The organism is Acinetobacter sp. YH16044 (assembly GCF_013417145.1).
In the GTDB taxonomy this organism is placed as follows: domain Bacteria; phylum Pseudomonadota; class Gammaproteobacteria; order Pseudomonadales; family Moraxellaceae; genus Acinetobacter; species Acinetobacter amyesii.
Genome location: NZ_VPEK01000003.1, coordinates 35,111 through 55,200 on the forward strand (window position 1 = coordinate 35,111; position 20,090 = coordinate 55,200).

Genomic DNA, 20,090 nt, shown 5'->3' on the forward strand with positions numbered 1-20,090 from the left:
CTGAAAAGTCGCACATTATGCAGCCTGAACAATAAAATTTCAGTACTTTTTATTACAAAAAGTTAATTTTTCTATAATTTAAAGTTATATCCAATTGTTTTTATTTAAATGCATTCGTATTTTTTATCTATATAAAATATTAAAGATTTAAGCGTGATCTATACACTGTACGTGGTTCAACGCCTGCTTTAACCAGTACGACATCATGACTCAGGCGATTTAATGAATCTATCTGTTTAGTGCTGTGAGTTCATTTGTGTTAATACATCCTCTGTTTAAACAAAAAAAGCCTGAACTAAGTCAGGCTTTTTTGATCGATTCTGATCGATGATTTGAGCTTAGAAGCTATATTTAGCCATTAAGCCAACGCGGTCATCGTTATAAGATTCACCAGCAAAGTTTTTGCGTTTACCGTTCACATATTCCAAGCCAAGTTCAACTGGTTTTACAGGTGCGTAAATAAAGTTAATCCAAGCTTGCTGTGCTTCTTCGTTCGCATTTGAATTCAATGCATCTTTCGCATACGCGCTGCCATCATCCGCAAATAGCGCGCCGTAAGCTAAAGTCGAACGTAGTTTTTCATTAAACTTATAAGTTGCACCCACTTGTACAGCAGTGAATTTGTTTTGCTCGATGTTTCCATCTACAACAGAGTAAGCCGAGTTAGAACCATATAAATAGTTGCTGTTGCCTTCTGTATAAGAAACATCACCATTCAATTTCAATTGATCAGTCACTGCATAAGATGCACCCGCTGCTACACCCCAAGCTGTTTCTGTATCATCCGCAGCTTTAGATTTGTAGTTTTCAACCAATGCACGAGCTGAAGCGGTACCTTTACCTGCAGCAAAACCTTGAGTCACTTTGGCAGTTAAGTTTGGAAGGCGATATGTCGGATCTGCAGCAACAGTCCCTTTACTATCCCCTTCTTCCGCAGAAACAAATAGTTGAGTATCTGGAGCTAATTTGTAGTTATAACGAACTTGAGGAATACGTGTAGTACCACCACCCAAGTTTGTATTGAAATCAATCATTTCTGGTGCATGGCTAGACAAGAAGTTAGATGTCGTTTGACCAAATAACCAGTTGTTAAAGGTTAAGTAACCGTGACGTAAGCGAAGTCCATCATTTGAACCACTTGCATCTGCAAAGTCGACTTCAATTTTACCGCCCACTTTATTATCACCACCGACAGGTGCTGTAAAATCTAAACCAAAACGTGTGGTTTTTGCAGTTGCGCGAAGTTTATCTCGTGCTTCTTCTTTAGACGTATGTACGTTGTTGAAGTCGTTATCCGCACCTTCAATGATGTAGTTTGCATCACCACGAACAAAACCATAAAGACTTACATCTGCACCTGTTTTAGATTTCAAGCTTGCAGCTGGAGTAGCTGGTGGCGGTGGTGGTGCAACAGGACGCGCTTTAACTTGCTGAATCTCTGTTTGTTGCTGTTGTTGAACTTGCTGCTGCGCTTTAATCAAACTTTTCAGTTCTGCAACTTCTGCACGTAATTGTTCAATTTCAGAAGTATTGCTGCCTGCATGAGCCATTGAGACCGTAGCCAAACTCATGGCAACAACAAGGGTTTTCATTGGGTGGAATACAGTTTGAGTTTTCATCCTAAGCTCTCTATTGTCCTGTCATTGTTGTATGCCCTAACTCTGGGCGCTTTGTTATTCGCCTATTTGAGCGGACAAATTTCAAGCTGCATATCCGTGCTTTAGTCGCATTAAAGTCCCAACTTGCAGCCCTTAATAACGAAATACTTGAAAGCAAAAAGCAAAAACGCTGAATCCATCACTGAAAATAGACTGAAATATTTAGTTAAAATTCAGACTTAGCCGATTCAGATGGCAAAAAAGCTCAACACTCATACCTTAAAGGTAAATATCCATACCCTATAGGTATGTCATAAAAACGATAAAATCCGACACATTACCGATAGAGGCATTCGATATGTAGTGATCTAGCATAAAGCACTGTGTTTAATGCAAATAATACTTATTTATCAGTTGCTCTATTTCATTACAATGGGACTACAGCGATCCACCGTTTCACTTTTTATTTTCAAGTGGATGATTGTTTAGAGATAAATTTCGAGTAAACAGATACTGCCCTCACAATGGGAAAATAGCACAATCATTCATAGTTATGGATGATGAACATTTATAATGAATGACGCGTATGCTTAATACACGTACATTGATGACTGACGTTTAAACAAAAGCAGCTAAACGTCTTCACCCTCATTCAGTTCACCCCATGGCTGAAGCTTTTAAACTACGCATGGTGAACATTGCAATAACCACAAACAGCAACATAATCAGGGCCATATTAATCAGCGCAGACCATACTAAAAAGTTCAAAAACACTCCAGCCATTAGACCACAGGCAAATTGCATACTTCCCATAATGGCACTGGCTGTGCCAGCTCGTGAGCCTTGTTCAGACATCGCCAATGCCATGGCATTTGGACCAGTGAAGCCGATTGAAGCAACACATAAAAACATGCCCAACATTACAACAATGATAGAGGAAAGATTAAATAATCCTGCCGCCAATAAGATCAGCACACCACACAATTGGAGTGCATTACCCAATTGCAAACGATGGCGAACATCCAGTCGATTTGCAAGTTTCTTATTGAGGGTTGAAAACACCATAATCCCTAAAGCATTCGCCCCAAATACATAAGCAAATTGCTGTTGGCTCAGACCATAACCATCCATTAAAATGGCAGATGAGCCACTGATATAACAAAATAAAATCGCGCCAGAGAAACAGCCTGTGAGCATCGGTTTACGGAAAGTTTCGTCCTGTAAAATCGCACTATATAAGCCTAAGACTTGTTTCAGACTTAATTTTAAGCGCCGCTCAACAGGGAGGGTTTCTTGAAAGAAAAAATGTACGCAGAAAAGACAAAAAATACCGACAAGTACAAATACCGCAAATATGTATTGCCATTCAAACACCTGTAACACCCACGCGCCTAAAGTAGGTGCAATGATTGGTGCAATTGTTGTCACGATCATCATACTCGCAAAGGCTTGAGCAGAAGCTTGCATACTTAAGCGATCACGAATTGCAGCACGGGCAATCACTACACCGACACAGCCACCCAACGCTTGCAAAACACGAGCAGCGATCAAGCTCCATTCACTTTTGGCAAAGACACACAGAAAACTGGCACAAATATATAAAACCAAACCGAAATATAGCGGTGTTTTACGCCCAATACGGTCGCTGACTGGCCCATAAATTAACTGCCCAATCGCCAAACCCAAGAAATACGCAGGAAGACTATTGGCCACTTGTTGGGTTGTGACACCAAAATCATCGGCCATTTGAGGTAAAGCAGGCAAATACATATCGATTGAAAGTGGCCCCAAAGCAGTCAGCAACGCCAATAAGACGATCCAGCGTTGAGAAAATTCCTTTTGTGATTCGACGCTTTTCATAAGAATAATTCATTTATTGCAAGCAAGTTTTGCAGACAAGTTTACACTGCACATAGTATTATTTCTTGGCTTCAATGTGAAAATTCACACGATACACATTGCTTACTGCCCCATCGCTTTAGCAAAGGAAAAATTTTGAACGCCTGGCTCGCACGACTGAAACAAGCAACCTATAACACGACCTTTATGTATAACTTGCGCATGGTCATTGCCTTCGCAGGAACAGCCTTTGTCCCATATTTTTTAGATCAGCAATTGATGACCATTCCCCTCACCTTGGGTGTGGTTGCCGCTGGTCTAAGTGATATCGATGACCGCTTTTCAGTCCGCGTGCTCAATCAAATTTATACTTATATTGGGTTCTTTGTTACTGCGGTATCCATTTATCTGTTGTTCCCGCATCCGATCTTATTTGCATTGGGCCTGATTGTGTCTTGTATCGGTTGGATTCTTTTGGGTTCATTGGGTCGTCGCTACGCCACCATTTCTTATGGCTGTTTGGTGATCTCCGTGTATTCCATGCTTGGGGTTGAACTTTTTGAAAATTGGTATACACAAGCAGGTTTATTGGTCATCGGTGCGATGTGGTACGGACTGCTTTCGACTTTGAGCTTTCTGCTGTTTCCTGTGCGTCAAGTTCAGGACAAATTGGCCCAAAGCTATTCGTCTCTAGGTGACTTCTTATTTGCAAAATCTAACTTGTTTGATGTCGATATGACACCGGAAAGTTACCAGCAAAGTTTGATTGAGCTGTCGCTCGAAAATGGCAAATTAATTGGCATTTTCAACGATATGAAAACGGCCTTATTAACGCGTTTAAAAGGCGACCGTGGACAAAAAGATACACGTCGTAGCCTACAATATTATTTTGTCGCGCAAGACATTCATGAACGTGCCGATTCCGCGCATATTGATTATCAAAAATTGACCCGTATTTTTGAACATAGTGATATTTTATTTCGCTTTCAACGTGTGCTTTCGATTCAAGGCAAAGCCTGTAAAGATTTAAGTATCAGCATCTTACAGCGAAAACCCTATCATCATAATCAACGTTTTAAGCATGCATTTCATAATCTAAAACTGTCACTCGAAAAGCTGCGTGAAGAGCAAAAATACGATGAGGTCTGGATCAACTCTTTATTTGCTTTATACCAAAACCTAAAAGGCATCGATGCGCAATTACGTAATGTCGAAACCGAGCGTTATATTGACCGACAAGCCCTGATTGAAAATCGTTTAAAAGATGATGATTTAAAAGGTTGGGACGACATCGTCATTCGATTCAAACAACATTTGAGCCCTGAATCGGTGCTGTTCCGTCATGCTGTGCGTTTATCGACCGTGTTATTTATTGGTTATATTTTTGTCCAAGTGACCAATATCAGTTATGGCTATTGGATTTTATTGACTGCCCTGTTTGTCAGCCAGCCGAACTTTAACGCCACCAAGCGCCGCCTCTATTTACGTATCATTGGCACATTGGTCGGGATTATTTTAGGTTATTCAATTTTATATTTTGTCCCTTCTGTCGAAGGTCAGTTATTACTGCTCATTTTAAGTGGCGTGCTGTTTTTTGAATTACGCAGTAAGCAATATGCACAAGCCACTGCGTTTATTACGATTTTGGCGCTGATCAACTTTAACTTAGATGGAATGGGTTTTGCCGCAGCTATGCCGCGTATGATTGATACACTGATTGGTTGTGCCTTGGCATGGTTTGGTGTGAGTTTCATTTTCCCAGATTGGAAATTCCGTCGCCTGCCTCGAACCATCAGCCGTTCGATTCAAGCGCAGTGTGATTATTTGGCCGAAGTGGTTGAACAATACAAATCTGGTCGTAATAACGGGTTGAATTATCGTGTGGTCCGTCGTGCAGCCCATAATACCGATGCAGAAGTGGCTTCACTGATTTCCACTTTAGCCACCGAACCCGATACCGATCCGACTCAAAAAGCTTTGGCCTTTGAGTTTTTGTGTCTCAATCATACCTTTATTAGTTATATCGCAGCCTTAGGTGCGCATCGTGAAAAAATTCAAGATCAACAAGTCTTAACCTTATTGGATAAAGCTACGGATGACATTCAAGGTGCATTACTACGTGACGAAGTACCGGACTTAACGGCGCAAAATATGTTGCAAGAAATCCGTCAGCGTTTGTCACAAAACAGTGAGGAAGATCAAAAATCCTTGATCGTGCTACAGCAGCTTTCTTTGATGTTTAACGTGTTGAACCAATTTAGCCAATTGAAACAAAATCTAAGTCATGAGCATGATCAGGCATCGACTGAACTGGCTTCGCTATAATTTGGATGATTTTGGAACAATATACTCACTGAATTGGTATAAATAATGCTAAACTTTTTACAGTTTTAAATCTGTTACTTTCACTATGACCGCAAAAAATTTATATGCCTACACGCTAGAGCCAGTGGCTTATGAAATTTCTGAAGAAGAACAACGTTATGCTCAACTTGTTCTGTCTCGCAGTAACTTCAAAATTGGCAAAAAAGCATGGCTAATTATGGGTGCAATTCTTGCACTGGCACTCTTGGGCCTCATCTTTATTAAGAACTATTCAACAGTATTTTGCTGGGTAGCTATTGTCTGTGTTGTGATTTACTTCCTTGTGCGTAAATTCGGTATCGAATGGTATGCGAAACGCAAATTGAACGAAGTCCCTGTACAAGAAATTAAAGGCATCCGTATGGGTGTTCAGCCGCATGGGATTTCTATGCAGCAACGTATGGGCGCAAACATGGGGACGATGACTGTCGGTTGGAAAGACATTCATGAATGGTATGACACTAAAGACTTCATCCTTTTAAACTTTAAAGTGAAGGGTCAAGACGGTGCATACATCTTGCCTAAACGTATGGATAGCAAGAAGTTTCCATTTTCGACCATTCGTAAACACTTAAATGAAACTGTAGGCCCAGCTAAAGCTATTTAAGCCAAACAGACATTTGTGTATAAAAAACCTCCGATTTTTGGAGGTTTTTTTATCTGTTTAATTTTCGAATGATCATTGATAATTACAATAATGAGAATGAATATTACTTACTTTTTCCACATTCTCTACTACATCATCGTTTATAATTCGTCGCAATTCAGCAACCTTTTATCAATATTAAATCCATCATGTTTAAGAAAACCCTTTTCCAGATTCACTGGTTCTTGGGGATTAGTGCCGGCTTAATACTCTCGCTCATGGGGGTTACAGGTGCCATTTATTCCTATGAACAGCAAATACTTAAAGCAATCAATCAGGACAGTTATGTGGTTCAGGCTCAACAGCAGCCCAAACTAACCCCTGCTGAGCTTTATCAGCACTTTAGTCAGTCTTTTCCTGACATGAAAATTAACAGCATCTCTATTGCCTCAGATGCTACCGCCTCAAGTACCGTGAATATTGTCAAAGAAGGTGCTCGTCGTGGCTATAACATGATGGTTAACCCCTATACAGCCGAAGTTTTACCTGAAATCAAAGGTCAAAAATTCTTCCAGTTTGTACAGCAACTACACCGTAATTTAACTGTTGGCCCTGTTGGTAAACAAATTACCGGCGCATGTACACTGATGCTGATTTATTTTGTATTGAGTGGTTTATATCTGCGTTGGCCAAAGAGACATTCTGTTAAACAATGGCTTGCAGTTAAACCAAAGCTCAAAGGACGTAATTTCCTATGGGATTTACATGCTGTCGTCGGCACATGGGTGATTATTTTCTATCTCATTTTGGCATGTACAGGCCTGTACTGGTCTTATGACTGGTGGCGTAATGGCATGTTTAAAGTCATGGGCGTTGAACGTCCACAGCCCCAGTTACAAGAACGTCCAAAACCGAATGGACAACCTGCTGAACAGGCGGGTGCAAAGCAAAGTGGTGAAAAACAAGCCACTGAGGCAAAACAAACTCATGGCGAACACCAAGCACGTTCTGAAAGCAATCCTGCAACGTCAGGTCTCTCTGAACATGGCGCTCAAGAAAATAAACATGGTGCTGAAGGTCGCGGAGAAAAACGTGGTCTAAAACCTAAACAAGTAAATATTGCTCTTACGCAAAGTTGGAACGGCTTTAATCAAAATATTGGTCGTGAATACTCAAGTGTCACTTTTAATATTCCGAAAAAAGCCAATGGTGAATTAGAGATTAACTTCGTCGATGCAGTCCCTCAACATGAGCGTGCTCGCAACAAAGCGACTTATAACTACCAAACGTCTGCACTCACCGATATCGAGTTATACGAAGATAAAAAGTTGAATGAAAAAATCATGACCAGCATGTTGCCTGTGCATCGTGGTAGTTTCTTCGGACCGATTTATCAGTTCTTTGTGGTTATTGCATCCCTCATGATGCCGCTGTTCTTTGTCACAGGATGGATGCTCTATCTCAAACGTCGTAAACAGAAAAAACTGACACAGCAAGCCCGTCAAAGCTTAGCACCAGTTACCATCGACCCCAATGCACAGCCTTGGTTAATTTGCTATGCATCACAAACAGGTCAGTCTGAACAATTGGCATGGCGTACAGCAACAAGCTTACAAGAGGCTCGTCAGCCTGTCACAGTGAAAGCTGTTCAGCAACTTTCAGCAGATGAATTAACGCAAGCCTCTCAGGTTTTATTTGTTGCAAGTACCTATGGCACTGGCGAAGCACCTGACCTTGCTTCAAGCTTTGAACATAAACTGATGACACAAAACCTCGATTTGAGTCATGTTCAGTTTGCCGTATTAGCTCTAGGTTCTGAAGAATATCCTGATACTTTCTGTAGCTTTGGTAATGCGATTCATCGCTGGATGCAAAGTAATGCTGCGAAGCCCCTATTTGACACAATTGAAGTCAATAATGGCGACACCCAAGCCATTCAAGCATGGAATAGCGCTTTAGCCAAAGCGACTAAACTTGAACTTCAGCACATGCAAATTGAAAAAACTTTTGATGCATGGACATTGAGCAAACGTGATCTACTCAACCCGAATAGTTTAGGTGCACCTGCATTTAATATTGAGTTAAAACCGCAACATGAAGCCAACTGGCAAGCGGGTGATATTGCAGAGATTCAGCCGGGTAATAGTGCTGAACGTATTGCAAACTTCATGCAAAAGTATCAGATTCAAAGTCAGCAAGTGGTTGATTCTACTCAGCAACGCATTGAAGATGCATTATGGGATCGTAACCTAAATACGGATGTTGAACCATTTGCCAACCTCGATCACTTGCTCGAACAACTCCCTCTACTTCCAACTCGCGAATATTCCATTGCCAGTATTCCAAGTCAGCAAGTATTACGCTTAGTGGTACGTCAGCAATCCAATGCGGATGGTGAGCTCGGCTTAGGCTCTGGTTGGTTAACACAACATGCAGCGATCAACAGCACACTACAACTGCGTATTCGCACCAATGAATCATTCCATCTAATTGCAGATAATCGTCCTGTGATTTGTATTGGTAACGGTACAGGTATTGCTGGTTTACTCAGCTTATTACATGCACGCGTTCGTCAGGACTATACGCAAAACTGGCTGATTTTTGGTGAGCGCCAACGCGCACATGATTTCTTTTATCAAGACATCATTGAAGCATGGCAAAACACAGGCTTAGTACAACGCATAGACCTCACCTTCTCTCGTGATCAAGCAGAGAAACGCTATGTGCATCATGAGCTACGTGACCAAGCGACCTTATTAAAATCATGGGTAGAACAAGGTGCCGTGATTTACGTCTGCGGTAGTATCAATGGTATGGCAACGGACGTTGACCACGCATTGATTGATATACTAGGTGAAGATGTTGTTGCTGAACTGCGTCAAGCTGGGCGTTACCGTCGTGATGTTTACTAATAAGATGTTTACTCATAAATAGCCCCAACTAAAAACCAGACCTCGTGTCTGGTTTTTTTTCGCTATACTTAGGCCAAATACGGATACTGCTTTAATTTTTTGAATGAAAAGAATACTACTGCTTTGTGTAGGCTTGCTGCTCTGTGTAGATGCCATTTGGTTGCTTACATTAGATAAAATTCATTTAGGCATCCTTTTACCCTTAGTCATTGGGTGTATTTTTCTTTTATCAGGACTATTTGCAACGCAAATTCAAAATATTTTAGATCAATACCCCAAACTCAAAAGGCCCTGGCGTGCGGCATGGTGGTTGTTTTGGTTTTGGCTATTGAGCCTTTTACTGTTTTTTGCGTATTTACACTTCAATAGCCAGCAATCCAAGCCATTTACTTCCGCCCAAGCCATCATCGTTTTGGGCAGTGGTATTGAAAATGGTCAACCCTCTCCGACCTTAAAGGCGCGTCTCGATGCCGCAGCACCGTATGCCTTGCAACAGCCCAATGCCATCATGATCATGACGGGTGGTTTAGGCTTTAATGAAAAAATGACCGAATCTTCTGTCATGAAGCGCTATTTACTTCAACACTATGACATTTCAGCCGCACGCATATATGAAGAAAGCAGAAGTACCAGCACAGAACTCAATCTGATCAACAGTAAAATGATTTTAAAACGACATCAGATTTCTCTTGATGCACCCATAGCCATTGCCAGTAGTGACTTTCATCTACCACGTGCAAAAGCAATTGCACGAAAGTTAGGCTATACACGGGTGTATACCATTGCAGCGCCAACACCGCTGTACATCCGCTACAATTCTTGGCTACGTGAATATTTTGCCTTTTTGAGCGGTTTTGTACTCAATGAGTATTAAAAAAAGCCCTTGTTTGATCAGTAAACAAGGGCTTTTATGCTGTAAATAAACAATTAATTTAAACGAATGCTACGTGGCAAAGGAATTTTAAGGTTTTCAAATATTTCTGGGCGCTGCTGGTAGACTTGATATAAATAATTTTTAATATCTAACAGCATCTTTTCAGGTGCAACCAAAATATTTTGCCCTTCCGGGGTCAAATCTAAAGACACCGTAGTGCTCTCGCTACGTAAAAACGGAATGACTTTTTCAATAAAGTCTTTTAATGAAATTTCCTGAATTTCATAATTGGACCAATTGTCTTTAATTAATAAACGTGCCAAACCACGGTTTTGCCAAATAGCGAAGGAACGTTGACCTGTAGGTGTCGCACAAAGTGCCCAACCATCTTGATATAACGCAATCACGCCACCTTGAGCGACCATATTTTCAATAAATTGTTTATAGGTTTCTTGAGGATTGTAATTTGTAGTTTGAGTTTTAGACGCTGCCTTGCGCTGATATGGATTTCTCATAGATCACATACAATATTAAAATTATTATAGAGCGGATTCTATGTAAATCAGAAAATTTAGGCAAGCTTTTGGAGAAAGAAGTTTCTATAGAAGAATATGGTGGGCGCTGACGGGATCGAACCGCCGACATTCTGCTTGTAAGGCAGACGCTCTACCAACTGAGCTAAGCGCCCTGAGCGAAGAGTAACAAAGCGAAGCTTTGTCTGAGCGCAAGAGAAAAATCAAAGATTTTTCTAAAGGCATTCTCTTGAACAGAGATTTTTAAGATAAATGGCGCAGCGGACGGGACTCGAACCCGCGACCCCCGGCGTGACAGGCCGGTATTCTAACCAACTGAACTACCGCTGCATCACGTAGTTTCTTTCGAAACACAACCTATATCTTAAAAGATATGGTGGGCGCTGACGGGATCGAACCGCCGACATTCTGCTTGTAAGGCAGACGCTCTACCAACTGAGCTAAGCGCCCTTAAAGGGTACAACAATTATATTCTTTGAAATGGCGCAGCGGACGGGACTCGAACCCGCGACCCCCGGCGTGACAGGCCGGTATTCTAACCAACTGAACTACCGCTGCATCGCAAAAAATATGGTGGGCGCTGACGGGATCGAACCGCCGACATTCTGCTTGTAAGGCAGACGCTCTACCAACTGAGCTAAGCGCCCTCAAAAGGTCTATCATGTAAATGGCGCAGCGGACGGGACTCGAACCCGCGACCCCCGGCGTGACAGGCCGGTATTCTAACCAACTGAACTACCGCTGCACTTACACAATGTCGCTATTGTGGTTCAAACGAATTAAGATTTAAAGTGGCGCAGCGGACGGGACTCGAACCCGCGACCCCCGGCGTGACAGGCCGGTATTCTAACCAACTGAACTACCGCTGCACTCTAAATATCTTAACACTGAAAAGGCTTGGTGGGCGCTGACGGGATCGAACCGCCGACATTCTGCTTGTAAGGCAGACGCTCTACCAACTGAGCTAAGCGCCCTTTTCAAAACATGTTCATCGTTTGATGAGGTGCATTATAGAGAATCCTCACGGTCTGTCAAACGCTTTTCTAACTCTTTTCCACTTTTTCTGTTTGAGTGATTAAAAAATAAGTTATATTGCGGAAAAATCAGTATTTTTGAACATTTTTTAGCTATAAACCTGTAAATTTATTACTAAAAATATGACTTATATTCTGCATCATTCACATAAAAACAGTTTTTCGCGTGGACTCATAACTAATCATTCAGCGAACCGACGATTAATTCATCACATACACTACATTCTAAAACACCACAGTGTACAAAATACATTCAAACACGATTTTCTGTTAGTTTGCGAGCATTAGTCCTGACAAAAGTCCTGACAAAAAAACGCCTTTCAAACTCACTTTAATTTTTCAAATCTTTGTTTTGATGCCATGAACTTCGGTTTTCATGGCTTGTACTTTTAACGACGTGTTCAATGTTCAGTGATGTAAACCAGCGCATTTAATGGAATCAATTGATAAAGTTCTACAACATCGCTGTTTCGCATGCGAATACAACCATGTGACATCGGTATCCCCATAGGCTCGCGATCTGGTGTGCCATGGATATAAATATAGCGTTGATAAGTATCACAGCCCTCACCTGCATTAAAGCCCGGTTCCAAACCACTTAGCCATAATATTCGAGATAAAATCCAATCCCGATCAGGATATGATGCGGCAAGTTGCTCATCGTAAACCTCTCCGGTCCACTGACGTGCTTTAAAAACTGCATTTTGAGGTTGTTGTCCACCAAACTTTTCAGCGACTTGATGCCAGCCTCGTGGGGTCTTACCACTATTTTCCTGCTCACCAATGCCATTTTTACCCGATGAAATCAGGTAAAACTTATTCAGCTTCGGCAAAGTTAAAGTTTGATCTTTCAAGTTAATCAGGATATCGGCTTGATCTTGGGTATATTCAGACATGCTCTTGCTCTTTCTGCTTATCTTTATCTTCTTGTTTAGTCTGCTGCGATTGTTCAATAGTCCGCATCTGATTTGGCTCAGGTCGTGTCCATAACCAAATACCAACGATCAACATGGTTAAGTCCGTGAAAATCTTGACGGCAATCGGTGCAGAAGTAAAAAGCATAATCAGACCACTCACAAACATCATGATCGATGCAAACCATTTTGCTTTGCGGGGGACGGTGCCATTTTCGCGCCAAGCGCGTAGGGTTGGGCCGTATTTAGGATGATTCAATAACCAAGCATCCATTTGTGGCCAGCCTTTTGAAGCTGCCCATGCTGCTAATATTAAGAAGACTGTCGTGGGCATTCCCGGCAATAAAGCCCCTATAAAGCCTAAAATGACAAAGACAACCACTAAGCTTCGCCAAAACAACGTCTTCATACCGCTACCCTGAACTTTCAATTCAGGTAGTATAAGATGTTTTTAACAATTATCCGTTGTTATTCTGCATTATTCAAAAGGTTTCAATATGGCTGTAGCCCCGACAACGTCGTCTTATTTTGAGCCATGGTTGCAATTTAAACAGCCCTTAGTTCGCCAATTGGCTTTCTGTATTGCTAGCCCAAATATTCTGCAGCAAATTCCCAATGAACTCGAAATCCGCTATCCCTTTCATTTTCATCCAAGCGAGCTTTGGCAAAAACATTTTGAAGCCTACCTTCCCCGTTTAAAACAACTCGAACAACACCCAAGTGCATTAGTAGAATTTTTACAAAAATTAAAAAGTACTCGCCTTGGTTTACGTTTCGAAATGTTTATATGGTTTTGGCTTCTCGATCACCCATACCATCCCTACCAGTTACTCGGACATAGCATTCAAAAAATTGACGGCCCTCGTACAGTAGGTGAACTCGATTTTGTTTTAAAAAATACCGAAAGTGGTGAAGTTGAACACTGGGAAGTGGCTTTAAAATATTATCTAGCCGAGCGTGATTTTCAATTACCCTATTGGTATGGCTTAAATCGTAGTGATACTTTGGCTCGTAAGCTTAATCATTTCACCCAAAAACAATTCCAATTTGATGAAGCACTTGGGCAGCAAATTCAACAGCGCTATTGTGTTTTAAAAGGTCAATTATATTTACCTATTCAGCGTACCAACACATTGCCAAACTGGGTCAATCCTGCGCGCAGAATAGGTCAATGGGGACACGCTATTCCATCCACAAGTCAAGGCTATTATCGCTTACAACGACATGAATGGATCTGCGTGCAGCAGCAACCCACAAGTGAAACCGCTCATTGGTGGACAGATGGTTTATATAAAAAAGACAGTGAGGAAAGCTATTATATGTATAGACAGCCACGCTTGATTTTGCCGCAAACGATTTAAGACTCAATCCACCATTTAGTAGAAATTTACATTTATTTACTCAACCACTGTAAAAACCACCTACTGTTTGATACGGCTATTTTTTAATCTAAATCTCACATCAGAATAATTTATCCCTCTAAAAATTATTCTTTCATAATGGAGAATACAGTCAATGAAAAAAATTTTAGCTGCATCACTTATGGTTGCTTTCGTACTGACAGGTTGTAATACAGTAAAGGGTATGGGTAAAGACGTATCTAAAGCTGGAGATGCTGTAACCAATACTGCTGAGAAAACTTCGGAAGAAATTCGCCGCAATTAATTTCTTTCCCAAGAATTTATAAAAGAGCCCTATTTTTTAAATAGGGTTTTTTTACGTCTAAATTTCCCTTCGCTTGTCGATTCGCCTATTATATTGCGACATTTTTGACTTCTGTATTTAGCATGACCTCAACAGCAACTCTTGATCTCAGCCTAGAACTACTTCGCCAACCGTCGGTGACACCGATTGACCATACCTGCCAGAACATTATGGCGGATCGTTTAGCCAAAATTGGCTTTAACATTGAAAATATGCGTTTTGATGATGTAGATAATCTTTGGGCACGTAAAGGGACTGAAGCACCAGTATTTTGCTTTGCAGGTCATACGGATGTAGTACCTACCGGTAACTTGGATGCATGGGGTTCTGACCCATTTCTTCCTGAAATTCGCGACGGTAAACTGTATGGTCGTGGCAGCGCAGATATGAAAACAGCGTTGGCAGCTATGGTTGTAGCTTCAGAACGTTTTGTTGCAAAGCATCCAAATCATAAAGGCTCTATTGCATTTCTCATTACCTCTGACGAAGAAGGTCCTTCGATCAACGGGACAGTCAAAGTTGTTGAAACTTTAGAAGCGCGTAATGAAAAAATGACTTGGTGTCTGGTGGGTGAACCTTCTAGCACCAACACACTTGGCGATATTGTTAAAAATGGTCGTCGTGGTTCACTAAATGCCAATTTAACCGTTAAAGGTAAACAAGGGCACGTTGCTTACCCACATCTTGCGATCAATCCAATCCATACAGCATCAAAGGCACTGGCTGAACTTTGCGATACCGTGTGGGATAATGGCAACGAATACTTCCCCGCAACATCTTTTCAAATTTCCAATATCAATGCCGGTACAGGCGCAACCAACGTTGTTCCGGGCACGATGAATTTACTCTTTAACTTCCGCTATTCAACAGAAGTGACGGCGGACGAACTCAAAGCACGCACCTTGGAAATTCTAGATCGTCATGGCGTTGAATATGACATCTCTTGGACCTTATCTGGTCTTCCATTCCTCACCCCTGTCGGTGAGTTAGTGAATGCCGCACGTGATGCCATTCGTGATGTTACAGGGACAGAAACTGAACTTTCGACCAGTGGTGGTACTTCTGATGGTCGATTCATTGCGCCTACAGGTGCACAGGTGCTTGAATTGGGTGTTTTGAATGCCACGATTCACCAAATCAATGAACACGTCAATGTGGAAGAGTTGGAGCCACTTTCTGAAATTTACGAAAAGATTTTAGAAAACCTGTTGGCTTAAGTATTCTCTGCAATATAAAAAAGGAACTCCATTGAGTTCCTTTTTTATATCTCGTTTTTGCAAATATTAAGCCGCTTGAAGCCCAATGCTATTTTGAATATTGGCTAAATTTGGAATATGAAATACCTGATCGGCCATGCGTACATATTGGAAAATATTGGCGTCTTTCACGGCTTTTTCTTCATCAACCACTTCAGAAATACGCAAACGAATGGTTTTCGGCATCTCATTACACATCAGTGCAAAACGCTGTCCAACATCATCCCCTTCAATGACCAAAGCCACACCCTGATTTTTTGCAGGATCATTGACTGAGAAAACAGGCAATTTCAATTCATGCCATTCAACAAAAGGAACATTGGTTGCACTATCAAGCGCTGATAGCACAATATTTTGTGGCAACAACATTGGCTCTTTACCATGACAATCAATGATATACGCATCGATAAACCCGGTAGATACCGTAATGAGATGTTGCAGTTCCTGTTGATCAATTTTATCGCTGACAATCTGAGAAACAGTATTTTGGCTCATAGATTACCCCTGCTTTTCTGCAATTAAAGCTTCAATATTGGCAAGCAATTCAGCTTCTTGGAATGGTTTACCCATATAGTGAGTCACACCTAAGCTAAATGCACGCTCACGATGTTTTTCACCTGTACGCGATGTAATCATAATGATTGGTAAGTCACGGTGAATGTCGTGGTGACGGACTAAGTTAGTCACTTCGAAACCATCCATACGTGGCATCTCAATATCAAGTAGCATCAAGTCTGGACGGACATTTTCAAGCTGCTCAATTGCATCTACACCATCTTTCGCGGTCACGATGTCATAACCTTGACGTTCAAGTAAGCGTGAAGTCACCTTACGTACTGTCACCGAGTCATCGACAATCATCACTAAACGACGTGCATTGGATTGACGGCCCAAATCACGCTGCTCAGCTGAATGTTTAACACGCTGTGTAGTTTGAATTTGACGTGCAATATTTTGCCCATCCAAAATCAAACATACATGACCATCACCTAGAATCGTGGCACCTGCAATCGCGGCCACACTGGTAAATTGTTGACCAATTGGTTTCACCACGATTTGAGAACGTGAACCCACCAGCTGATCGACCAATAAAGCAATGGTTTGACCACTGTTGCCTTTAATTAACAGTACAGGCAATGAATGGCCGACATTATTTAAACGTGGAATTGGCTGATTACCCACAAACTCTGATAGATAACGTAGTTTGTAATTGGTATTGTCAATTTTAAACACGTCATCCTTACTATTGAAGTAAGTTTCAAGTGCCGTAGGTGTAATACGGACAATACGCTCAATTTGCGCTAATGAAATCGCATATTGCTGATCACCAGCTTTCACCATCAAGGCATCGCTGACCGCTACCGTCGTTGGTACACGAATGGTAAAGGTTGTCCCTTTACCTAACTCAGACTCTACGGAAACATGACCACCCAAGGCTTTAATTTCACTTTGCACCACATCCAGACCAACGCCACGACCCGAAATTTGCGTTACCGCTTGTGCCGTTGAGAATCCTGGATGGAAGATCAATTGCAAGATTTCTTGTTTATCGAGGAACTGATCCGCTTTGATTAAACCAAGTTTTAAGGCTTTGTTTTTAATCTTGACTTCATCAATCCCTTTACCATCATCACTGAAAGACACCAGTACATCAGTACCCTGACGACTAATATTCAAGACAATGCTACCCACTTCTGGCTTTTTCAAAGCCAAACGGTCAGCAGGATCTTCTAAACCATGGTCGACCGCATTACGCAGCATATGTTCAAATGGTGTCACCAAACGCTCTAAGATCGTACGGTCCAATTCACCTTCTGTATTTTGAACAATCAATTCTGCAGGACGGTTCAAGGTCGAAGAGGTTTGACGCACAATACGTTGTAAACGTGGTAACAAACGATCAAATGGCACCAAACGGGTACGCATCAGACTTTCTTGAATTTCTGACTGAATACGTGATTGTTGTAATAACAGACCTTCCGCATCACGGATTTTTTCTGCCAAAGTACTCTTGAAGTCAACCAAATCCGACGCAGATTCGGCTAGAGATTTTGACAATTGGTTAATCGATGAATATTGGTCCATCTCCAATGGGTCGAAATCCGCATAGCGTGAATTTTCAGAACCATGTTTGGCAATAATTTGTGACTCAAGCTCACCATCCATTCGACGTAACTGGTCAGCAAGTCGCTTAATTGCTAACTCCATTTCATTCAAGGTATTGCCTAGCTGACCTAAGTCCATCTCAATACGTGAACGGTTAATCGAGTTTTCGCCTGATAAGTCAATCATCTTCTCGACGAGATCAGCCGAGATACGAATCATCTCATTACTGTTATCAGAAGAATTAGCTTCAGACCATTCACCCAACATAGATGGAGGTTCAACACCATCACCTTGAATAAATTCAAAGCCTTTACTGACAATACCTTGTTCTAATTCTGCAACACGGTTTGGCAATTGAACCGTAACATCCACATACTGAATGGATTCTAAGCTCAATTTGATGCTGTCAAAATTACTATAGTCATGGTTGAAGATTGCTTCTTTTAACCATGCCAACGTCGTTTTGAGTAAGCCGTCATATGCATTTGAGTTGAAATGATGAACCGCAAAATGCTCAAACGTCGTCTCAAGTTGATACGCAATTGCGGCAACAGGTTCATTTTCAACCATACGCGCACCACCCTTAATACTGTGGGCAGCACGTTGTAATTGAAGCAATACGTTACGGTCACTACGTTGTTCAGTCCATTGATTTAATAATTGAACGGCTTGTTCAAGAATTTCCTCAGACTCTTCAAGGAAGGTTTCTTCCATGACCGAACGTAGATCATCATCTGGGTGCTCAACATGTTCAGCAACCGCATGTTCAAGATGTTCAACAGCAGACTCAGTGTGAGCAGTCGTTTGAGCTTCAACCACTGCTTCTGCAGTGTCTTCAGCAACATCCATCGGCTCTGACACCGATACATCTGGTTCTACTGCTGTTTGTTCAGTTTCAGCAGAAATAGGGGCCGAAGCCAATACAACAGCTTCTGAACGCTCTCCTGCCACAATTGACTGAATATTCTTGAGAATATCGATCACATTATTCGCTGGGTAGTCGATCCCTTGGTCACGAATGGTTTGAATACGATCTGAAATATCATCCTGCACTAAACGAATAATTTGAATTAACGCAGGCGTAATCGAAATTTGCTGACGAATAATGCGCTCATAAATCGACTCTAACTCATGCGAAATTAAACCCACATGAGATGCGGCAATCATATTTGCACCACCTTTTAGGGTATGCAAATAACGCATTAAATTATTCAAAGCTGAAGTATTGGTCTGATCACGTGTCCAAGTACTAAGGTCTTGGTCAATCCCCACCAATAACTCTTCTGCCTCTTCAATAAAGATCCCTAAAAGATCTTCATCAAAGTCATTATTCGCATCCACCGCTTGCATCTGTTGATGATCAAGTTGAATACGCTGACTTAATTGTGCAAAGTCTACTGCTGTTGTATTTGCAACAGCGGCTTTATCTTCTACTGTGGCAACAGGTTCAGCAACTACATGGGCTTCTGGTGTTGTCGTCGCTGCAACTGCTTCAATGTCTTGTTGAACAAATGCAGTCAGCTCATTTAAGAAACGCTGAACCTCTTCACTTAACACCACACGCTGACCCGCAGCTAAAGTGTCAAATAAGTGAATAAACTCTTGATGTGCTTGCGCAAATAACTCATAGCCATAATCAGCATGGAGTAATTCAGGCTTTTCAACTAAAGACTGATACGCTGCACGCAGTTGAGTTGTAAAATCATGAATACCAACAGACGCACGATTATCTGTATGTTCGATCAACTCTAAAGCTTGTTGACTGAGCTGTTGAATATAGTCTGGGAATTCTGCAAGGGCACGTTTATCAAACTCAAATTCAGCATCTAATAACTGATCAATATTTAATTCGATTAGTTTAGAAACCAAACCTTGCGGATTATCTTCAGGCGCCAATTGATCTTGGCTAGCAAAACCATAATCATCCCAAGCGGCTTTGAAGGTTTCATAAATAGATGCAAGATTTGCCTTATCCCCTGAACGCAGCACGTGTAAATAATCACGAACAAATTCAGCATATTGAATCAATAAAGCAGCTTCTTTCGAGCTCGATACGATTTCGTCTTGTAATAAGGTTTTGAATAAATTTTCAACTTTTGAACTGGCTTCAAAAATCTCTTCGATTTGCGCCATCGACGAACTACCACGTAAGGTGTGTAGCGCGCGAATCAAGCCATTATAGTCTTGTGATTTACTATCATCAGATTGGAGGAACTGATCAATCGTTTGTAGATGTTCTTCAGCTTCTTCAATAAAAATGCTCACAGTCTCTTCGACCAGTGATGCATCTGCATCCACTTGCTCAAGAGTTGTTTCTGATTCGGCCACTGCATCGATCGTGCTTTCAACTACTTCCACATGTTCTGTAGT

The 20,090-nt window shown here is 41.5% G+C and carries 13 protein-coding genes, 8 tRNA genes and 1 pseudogene; 7 read left to right on the plus strand and 15 right to left on the minus strand.

Annotation, left to right across the window (positions count from 1 at the left end; translation table 11 throughout):
* Positions 1 to 338: 338 nt before the first annotated feature.
* Together FTV38_RS02960 and FTV38_RS02965 are read right to left on the minus strand one after the other, a co-directional pair.
* Entirely contained in the window at positions 339 to 1,619 is a 1,281-nt protein-coding gene (locus FTV38_RS02960; protein WP_180007538.1) for a DcaP family trimeric outer membrane transporter, read from the minus strand.
* A gap of 636 nt (positions 1,620 to 2,255) precedes the next feature.
* Positions 2,256 to 3,458 (minus strand): multidrug effflux MFS transporter, encoded by a 1,203-nt coding sequence (locus FTV38_RS02965; RefSeq protein WP_180021250.1) that lies wholly within the window; start codon positions 3,456 to 3,458, stop codon positions 2,256 to 2,258.
* A 135-nt stretch (positions 3,459 to 3,593) separates the two neighbouring features.
* Here FTV38_RS02965 and yccS point away from each other — a divergent pair, with 135 nt between their 5' ends.
* From yccS to FTV38_RS02985, 4 genes are all read left to right on the plus strand, one after another.
* Positions 3,594 to 5,762: a YccS family putative transporter gene (yccS, locus tag FTV38_RS02970; RefSeq protein ID WP_180021252.1), complete on the plus strand. Its 2,169-nt coding sequence runs from the start codon at positions 3,594 to 3,596 to the stop codon at positions 5,760 to 5,762.
* An 85-nt stretch (positions 5,763 to 5,847) separates the two neighbouring features.
* On the plus strand, positions 5,848 to 6,408 hold the full coding sequence (locus FTV38_RS02975) for a YcxB family protein (RefSeq protein WP_078191438.1): 561 nt from the start codon (positions 5,848 to 5,850) through the stop codon (positions 6,406 to 6,408).
* Between the two features lie 188 nt (positions 6,409 to 6,596).
* On the plus strand, positions 6,597 to 9,299 hold the full coding sequence (locus FTV38_RS02980; protein ID WP_180021254.1) for a PepSY domain-containing protein: 2,703 nt from the start codon (positions 6,597 to 6,599) through the stop codon (positions 9,297 to 9,299).
* A 103-nt stretch (positions 9,300 to 9,402) separates the two neighbouring features.
* Positions 9,403 to 10,173, plus strand: a complete 771-nt coding sequence (locus tag FTV38_RS02985; protein WP_180021258.1) for a YdcF family protein — start codon at positions 9,403 to 9,405, stop codon at positions 10,171 to 10,173.
* Between the two features lie 53 nt (positions 10,174 to 10,226).
* Here FTV38_RS02985 and FTV38_RS02990 read toward each other — a convergent pair whose 3' ends face one another.
* From FTV38_RS02990 to FTV38_RS03040, 11 genes are all read right to left on the minus strand, one after another.
* On the minus strand, positions 10,227 to 10,688 hold the full coding sequence (locus FTV38_RS02990; RefSeq protein WP_078191441.1) for a DUF2750 domain-containing protein: 462 nt from the start codon (positions 10,686 to 10,688) through the stop codon (positions 10,227 to 10,229).
* A 97-nt stretch (positions 10,689 to 10,785) separates the two neighbouring features.
* A tRNA-Val gene (locus tag FTV38_RS02995) sits at positions 10,786 to 10,861 on the minus strand.
* A 98-nt stretch (positions 10,862 to 10,959) separates the two neighbouring features.
* Positions 10,960 to 11,036, minus strand: a tRNA-Asp gene (locus tag FTV38_RS03000).
* Positions 11,037 to 11,080: 44 nt separating this feature from the next.
* Positions 11,081 to 11,156 (minus strand) — tRNA-Val (locus FTV38_RS03005).
* A 31-nt stretch (positions 11,157 to 11,187) separates the two neighbouring features.
* Positions 11,188 to 11,264, minus strand: a tRNA-Asp gene (locus FTV38_RS03010).
* A 13-nt stretch (positions 11,265 to 11,277) separates the two neighbouring features.
* Positions 11,278 to 11,353, minus strand: a tRNA-Val gene (locus FTV38_RS03015).
* Positions 11,354 to 11,374: 21 nt separating this feature from the next.
* Positions 11,375 to 11,451 (minus strand) — tRNA-Asp (locus FTV38_RS03020).
* A 47-nt stretch (positions 11,452 to 11,498) separates the two neighbouring features.
* Positions 11,499 to 11,575, minus strand: a tRNA-Asp gene (locus tag FTV38_RS03025).
* A gap of 29 nt (positions 11,576 to 11,604) precedes the next feature.
* A tRNA-Val gene (locus FTV38_RS03030) sits at positions 11,605 to 11,680 on the minus strand.
* A gap of 461 nt (positions 11,681 to 12,141) precedes the next feature.
* A complete protein-coding gene (elsL, locus tag FTV38_RS03035) occupies positions 12,142 to 12,636 on the minus strand; it encodes a cell wall-recycling L,D-carboxypeptidase ElsL (RefSeq protein WP_180021260.1) in 495 nt (164 codons plus the stop codon).
* Positions 12,629 to 13,063, minus strand: a complete 435-nt coding sequence (locus tag FTV38_RS03040; RefSeq protein ID WP_180021262.1) for a YbaN family protein — start codon at positions 13,061 to 13,063, stop codon at positions 12,629 to 12,631. The genes elsL and FTV38_RS03040 overlap by 8 nt, the downstream gene beginning before the upstream one ends.
* 88 nt (positions 13,064 to 13,151) lie before the next feature.
* Here FTV38_RS03040 and FTV38_RS03045 point away from each other — a divergent pair, with 88 nt between their 5' ends.
* The 3 genes from FTV38_RS03045 (at position 13,152) to dapE (ending at position 15,575) form a co-directional block, all read left to right on the plus strand.
* On the plus strand, positions 13,152 to 14,015 hold the full coding sequence (locus FTV38_RS03045) for a DUF1853 family protein (protein ID WP_180021264.1): 864 nt from the start codon (positions 13,152 to 13,154) through the stop codon (positions 14,013 to 14,015).
* Between the two features lie 154 nt (positions 14,016 to 14,169).
* On the plus strand, positions 14,170 to 14,319 hold the full coding sequence (locus FTV38_RS03050; RefSeq protein ID WP_168379295.1) for an entericidin A/B family lipoprotein: 150 nt from the start codon (positions 14,170 to 14,172) through the stop codon (positions 14,317 to 14,319).
* 122 nt (positions 14,320 to 14,441) lie between these two features.
* Positions 14,442 to 15,575, plus strand: a complete 1,134-nt coding sequence (gene dapE, locus FTV38_RS03055; protein ID WP_180007531.1) for a succinyl-diaminopimelate desuccinylase — start codon at positions 14,442 to 14,444, stop codon at positions 15,573 to 15,575.
* 66 nt (positions 15,576 to 15,641) lie between these two features.
* Here the strand turns inward: dapE and FTV38_RS03060 are convergent, their stop codons facing one another.
* Together FTV38_RS03060 and FTV38_RS03065 are read right to left on the minus strand one after the other, a co-directional pair.
* A complete protein-coding gene (locus FTV38_RS03060; RefSeq protein ID WP_180021266.1) occupies positions 15,642 to 16,109 on the minus strand; it encodes a hypothetical protein in 468 nt (155 codons plus the stop codon).
* A 3-nt stretch (positions 16,110 to 16,112) separates the two neighbouring features.
* A pseudogene (locus FTV38_RS03065) lies at positions 16,113 to 19,997 on the minus strand (Hpt domain-containing protein); the annotation flags it as partial.
* Positions 19,998 to 20,090: the final 93 nt, after the last annotated feature.

What these genes read in the sequence shown, in the direction of transcription:
- FTV38_RS02960 (WP_180007538.1), bottom strand. Translation starts at nt 1,619, where the DNA reads ATGAAAACTCAAACTGTATTCCACCCAATGAAAACCCTTGTTGTTGCC.
- FTV38_RS02965 (WP_180021250.1), bottom strand. Translation starts at nt 3,458, where the DNA reads ATGAAAAGCGTCGAATCACAAAAGGAATTTTCTCAACGCTGGATCGTC.
- FTV38_RS02975 (WP_078191438.1), top strand. Translation starts at nt 5,848, where the DNA reads ATGACCGCAAAAAATTTATATGCCTACACGCTAGAGCCAGTGGCTTAT.
- FTV38_RS02980 (WP_180021254.1), top strand. Translation starts at nt 6,597, where the DNA reads ATGTTTAAGAAAACCCTTTTCCAGATTCACTGGTTCTTGGGGATTAGT.
- FTV38_RS02985 (WP_180021258.1), top strand. Translation starts at nt 9,403, where the DNA reads ATGAAAAGAATACTACTGCTTTGTGTAGGCTTGCTGCTCTGTGTAGAT.
- FTV38_RS02990 (WP_078191441.1), bottom strand. Translation starts at nt 10,688, where the DNA reads ATGAGAAATCCATATCAGCGCAAGGCAGCGTCTAAAACTCAAACTACA.
- elsL (WP_180021260.1), bottom strand. Translation starts at nt 12,636, where the DNA reads ATGTCTGAATATACCCAAGATCAAGCCGATATCCTGATTAACTTGAAA.
- FTV38_RS03040 (WP_180021262.1), bottom strand. Translation starts at nt 13,063, where the DNA reads ATGAAGACGTTGTTTTGGCGAAGCTTAGTGGTTGTCTTTGTCATTTTA.
- FTV38_RS03045 (WP_180021264.1), top strand. Translation starts at nt 13,152, where the DNA reads ATGGCTGTAGCCCCGACAACGTCGTCTTATTTTGAGCCATGGTTGCAA.
- FTV38_RS03050 (WP_168379295.1), top strand. Translation starts at nt 14,170, where the DNA reads ATGAAAAAAATTTTAGCTGCATCACTTATGGTTGCTTTCGTACTGACA.
- dapE (WP_180007531.1), top strand. Translation starts at nt 14,442, where the DNA reads ATGACCTCAACAGCAACTCTTGATCTCAGCCTAGAACTACTTCGCCAA.
- FTV38_RS03060 (WP_180021266.1), bottom strand. Translation starts at nt 16,109, where the DNA reads ATGAGCCAAAATACTGTTTCTCAGATTGTCAGCGATAAAATTGATCAA.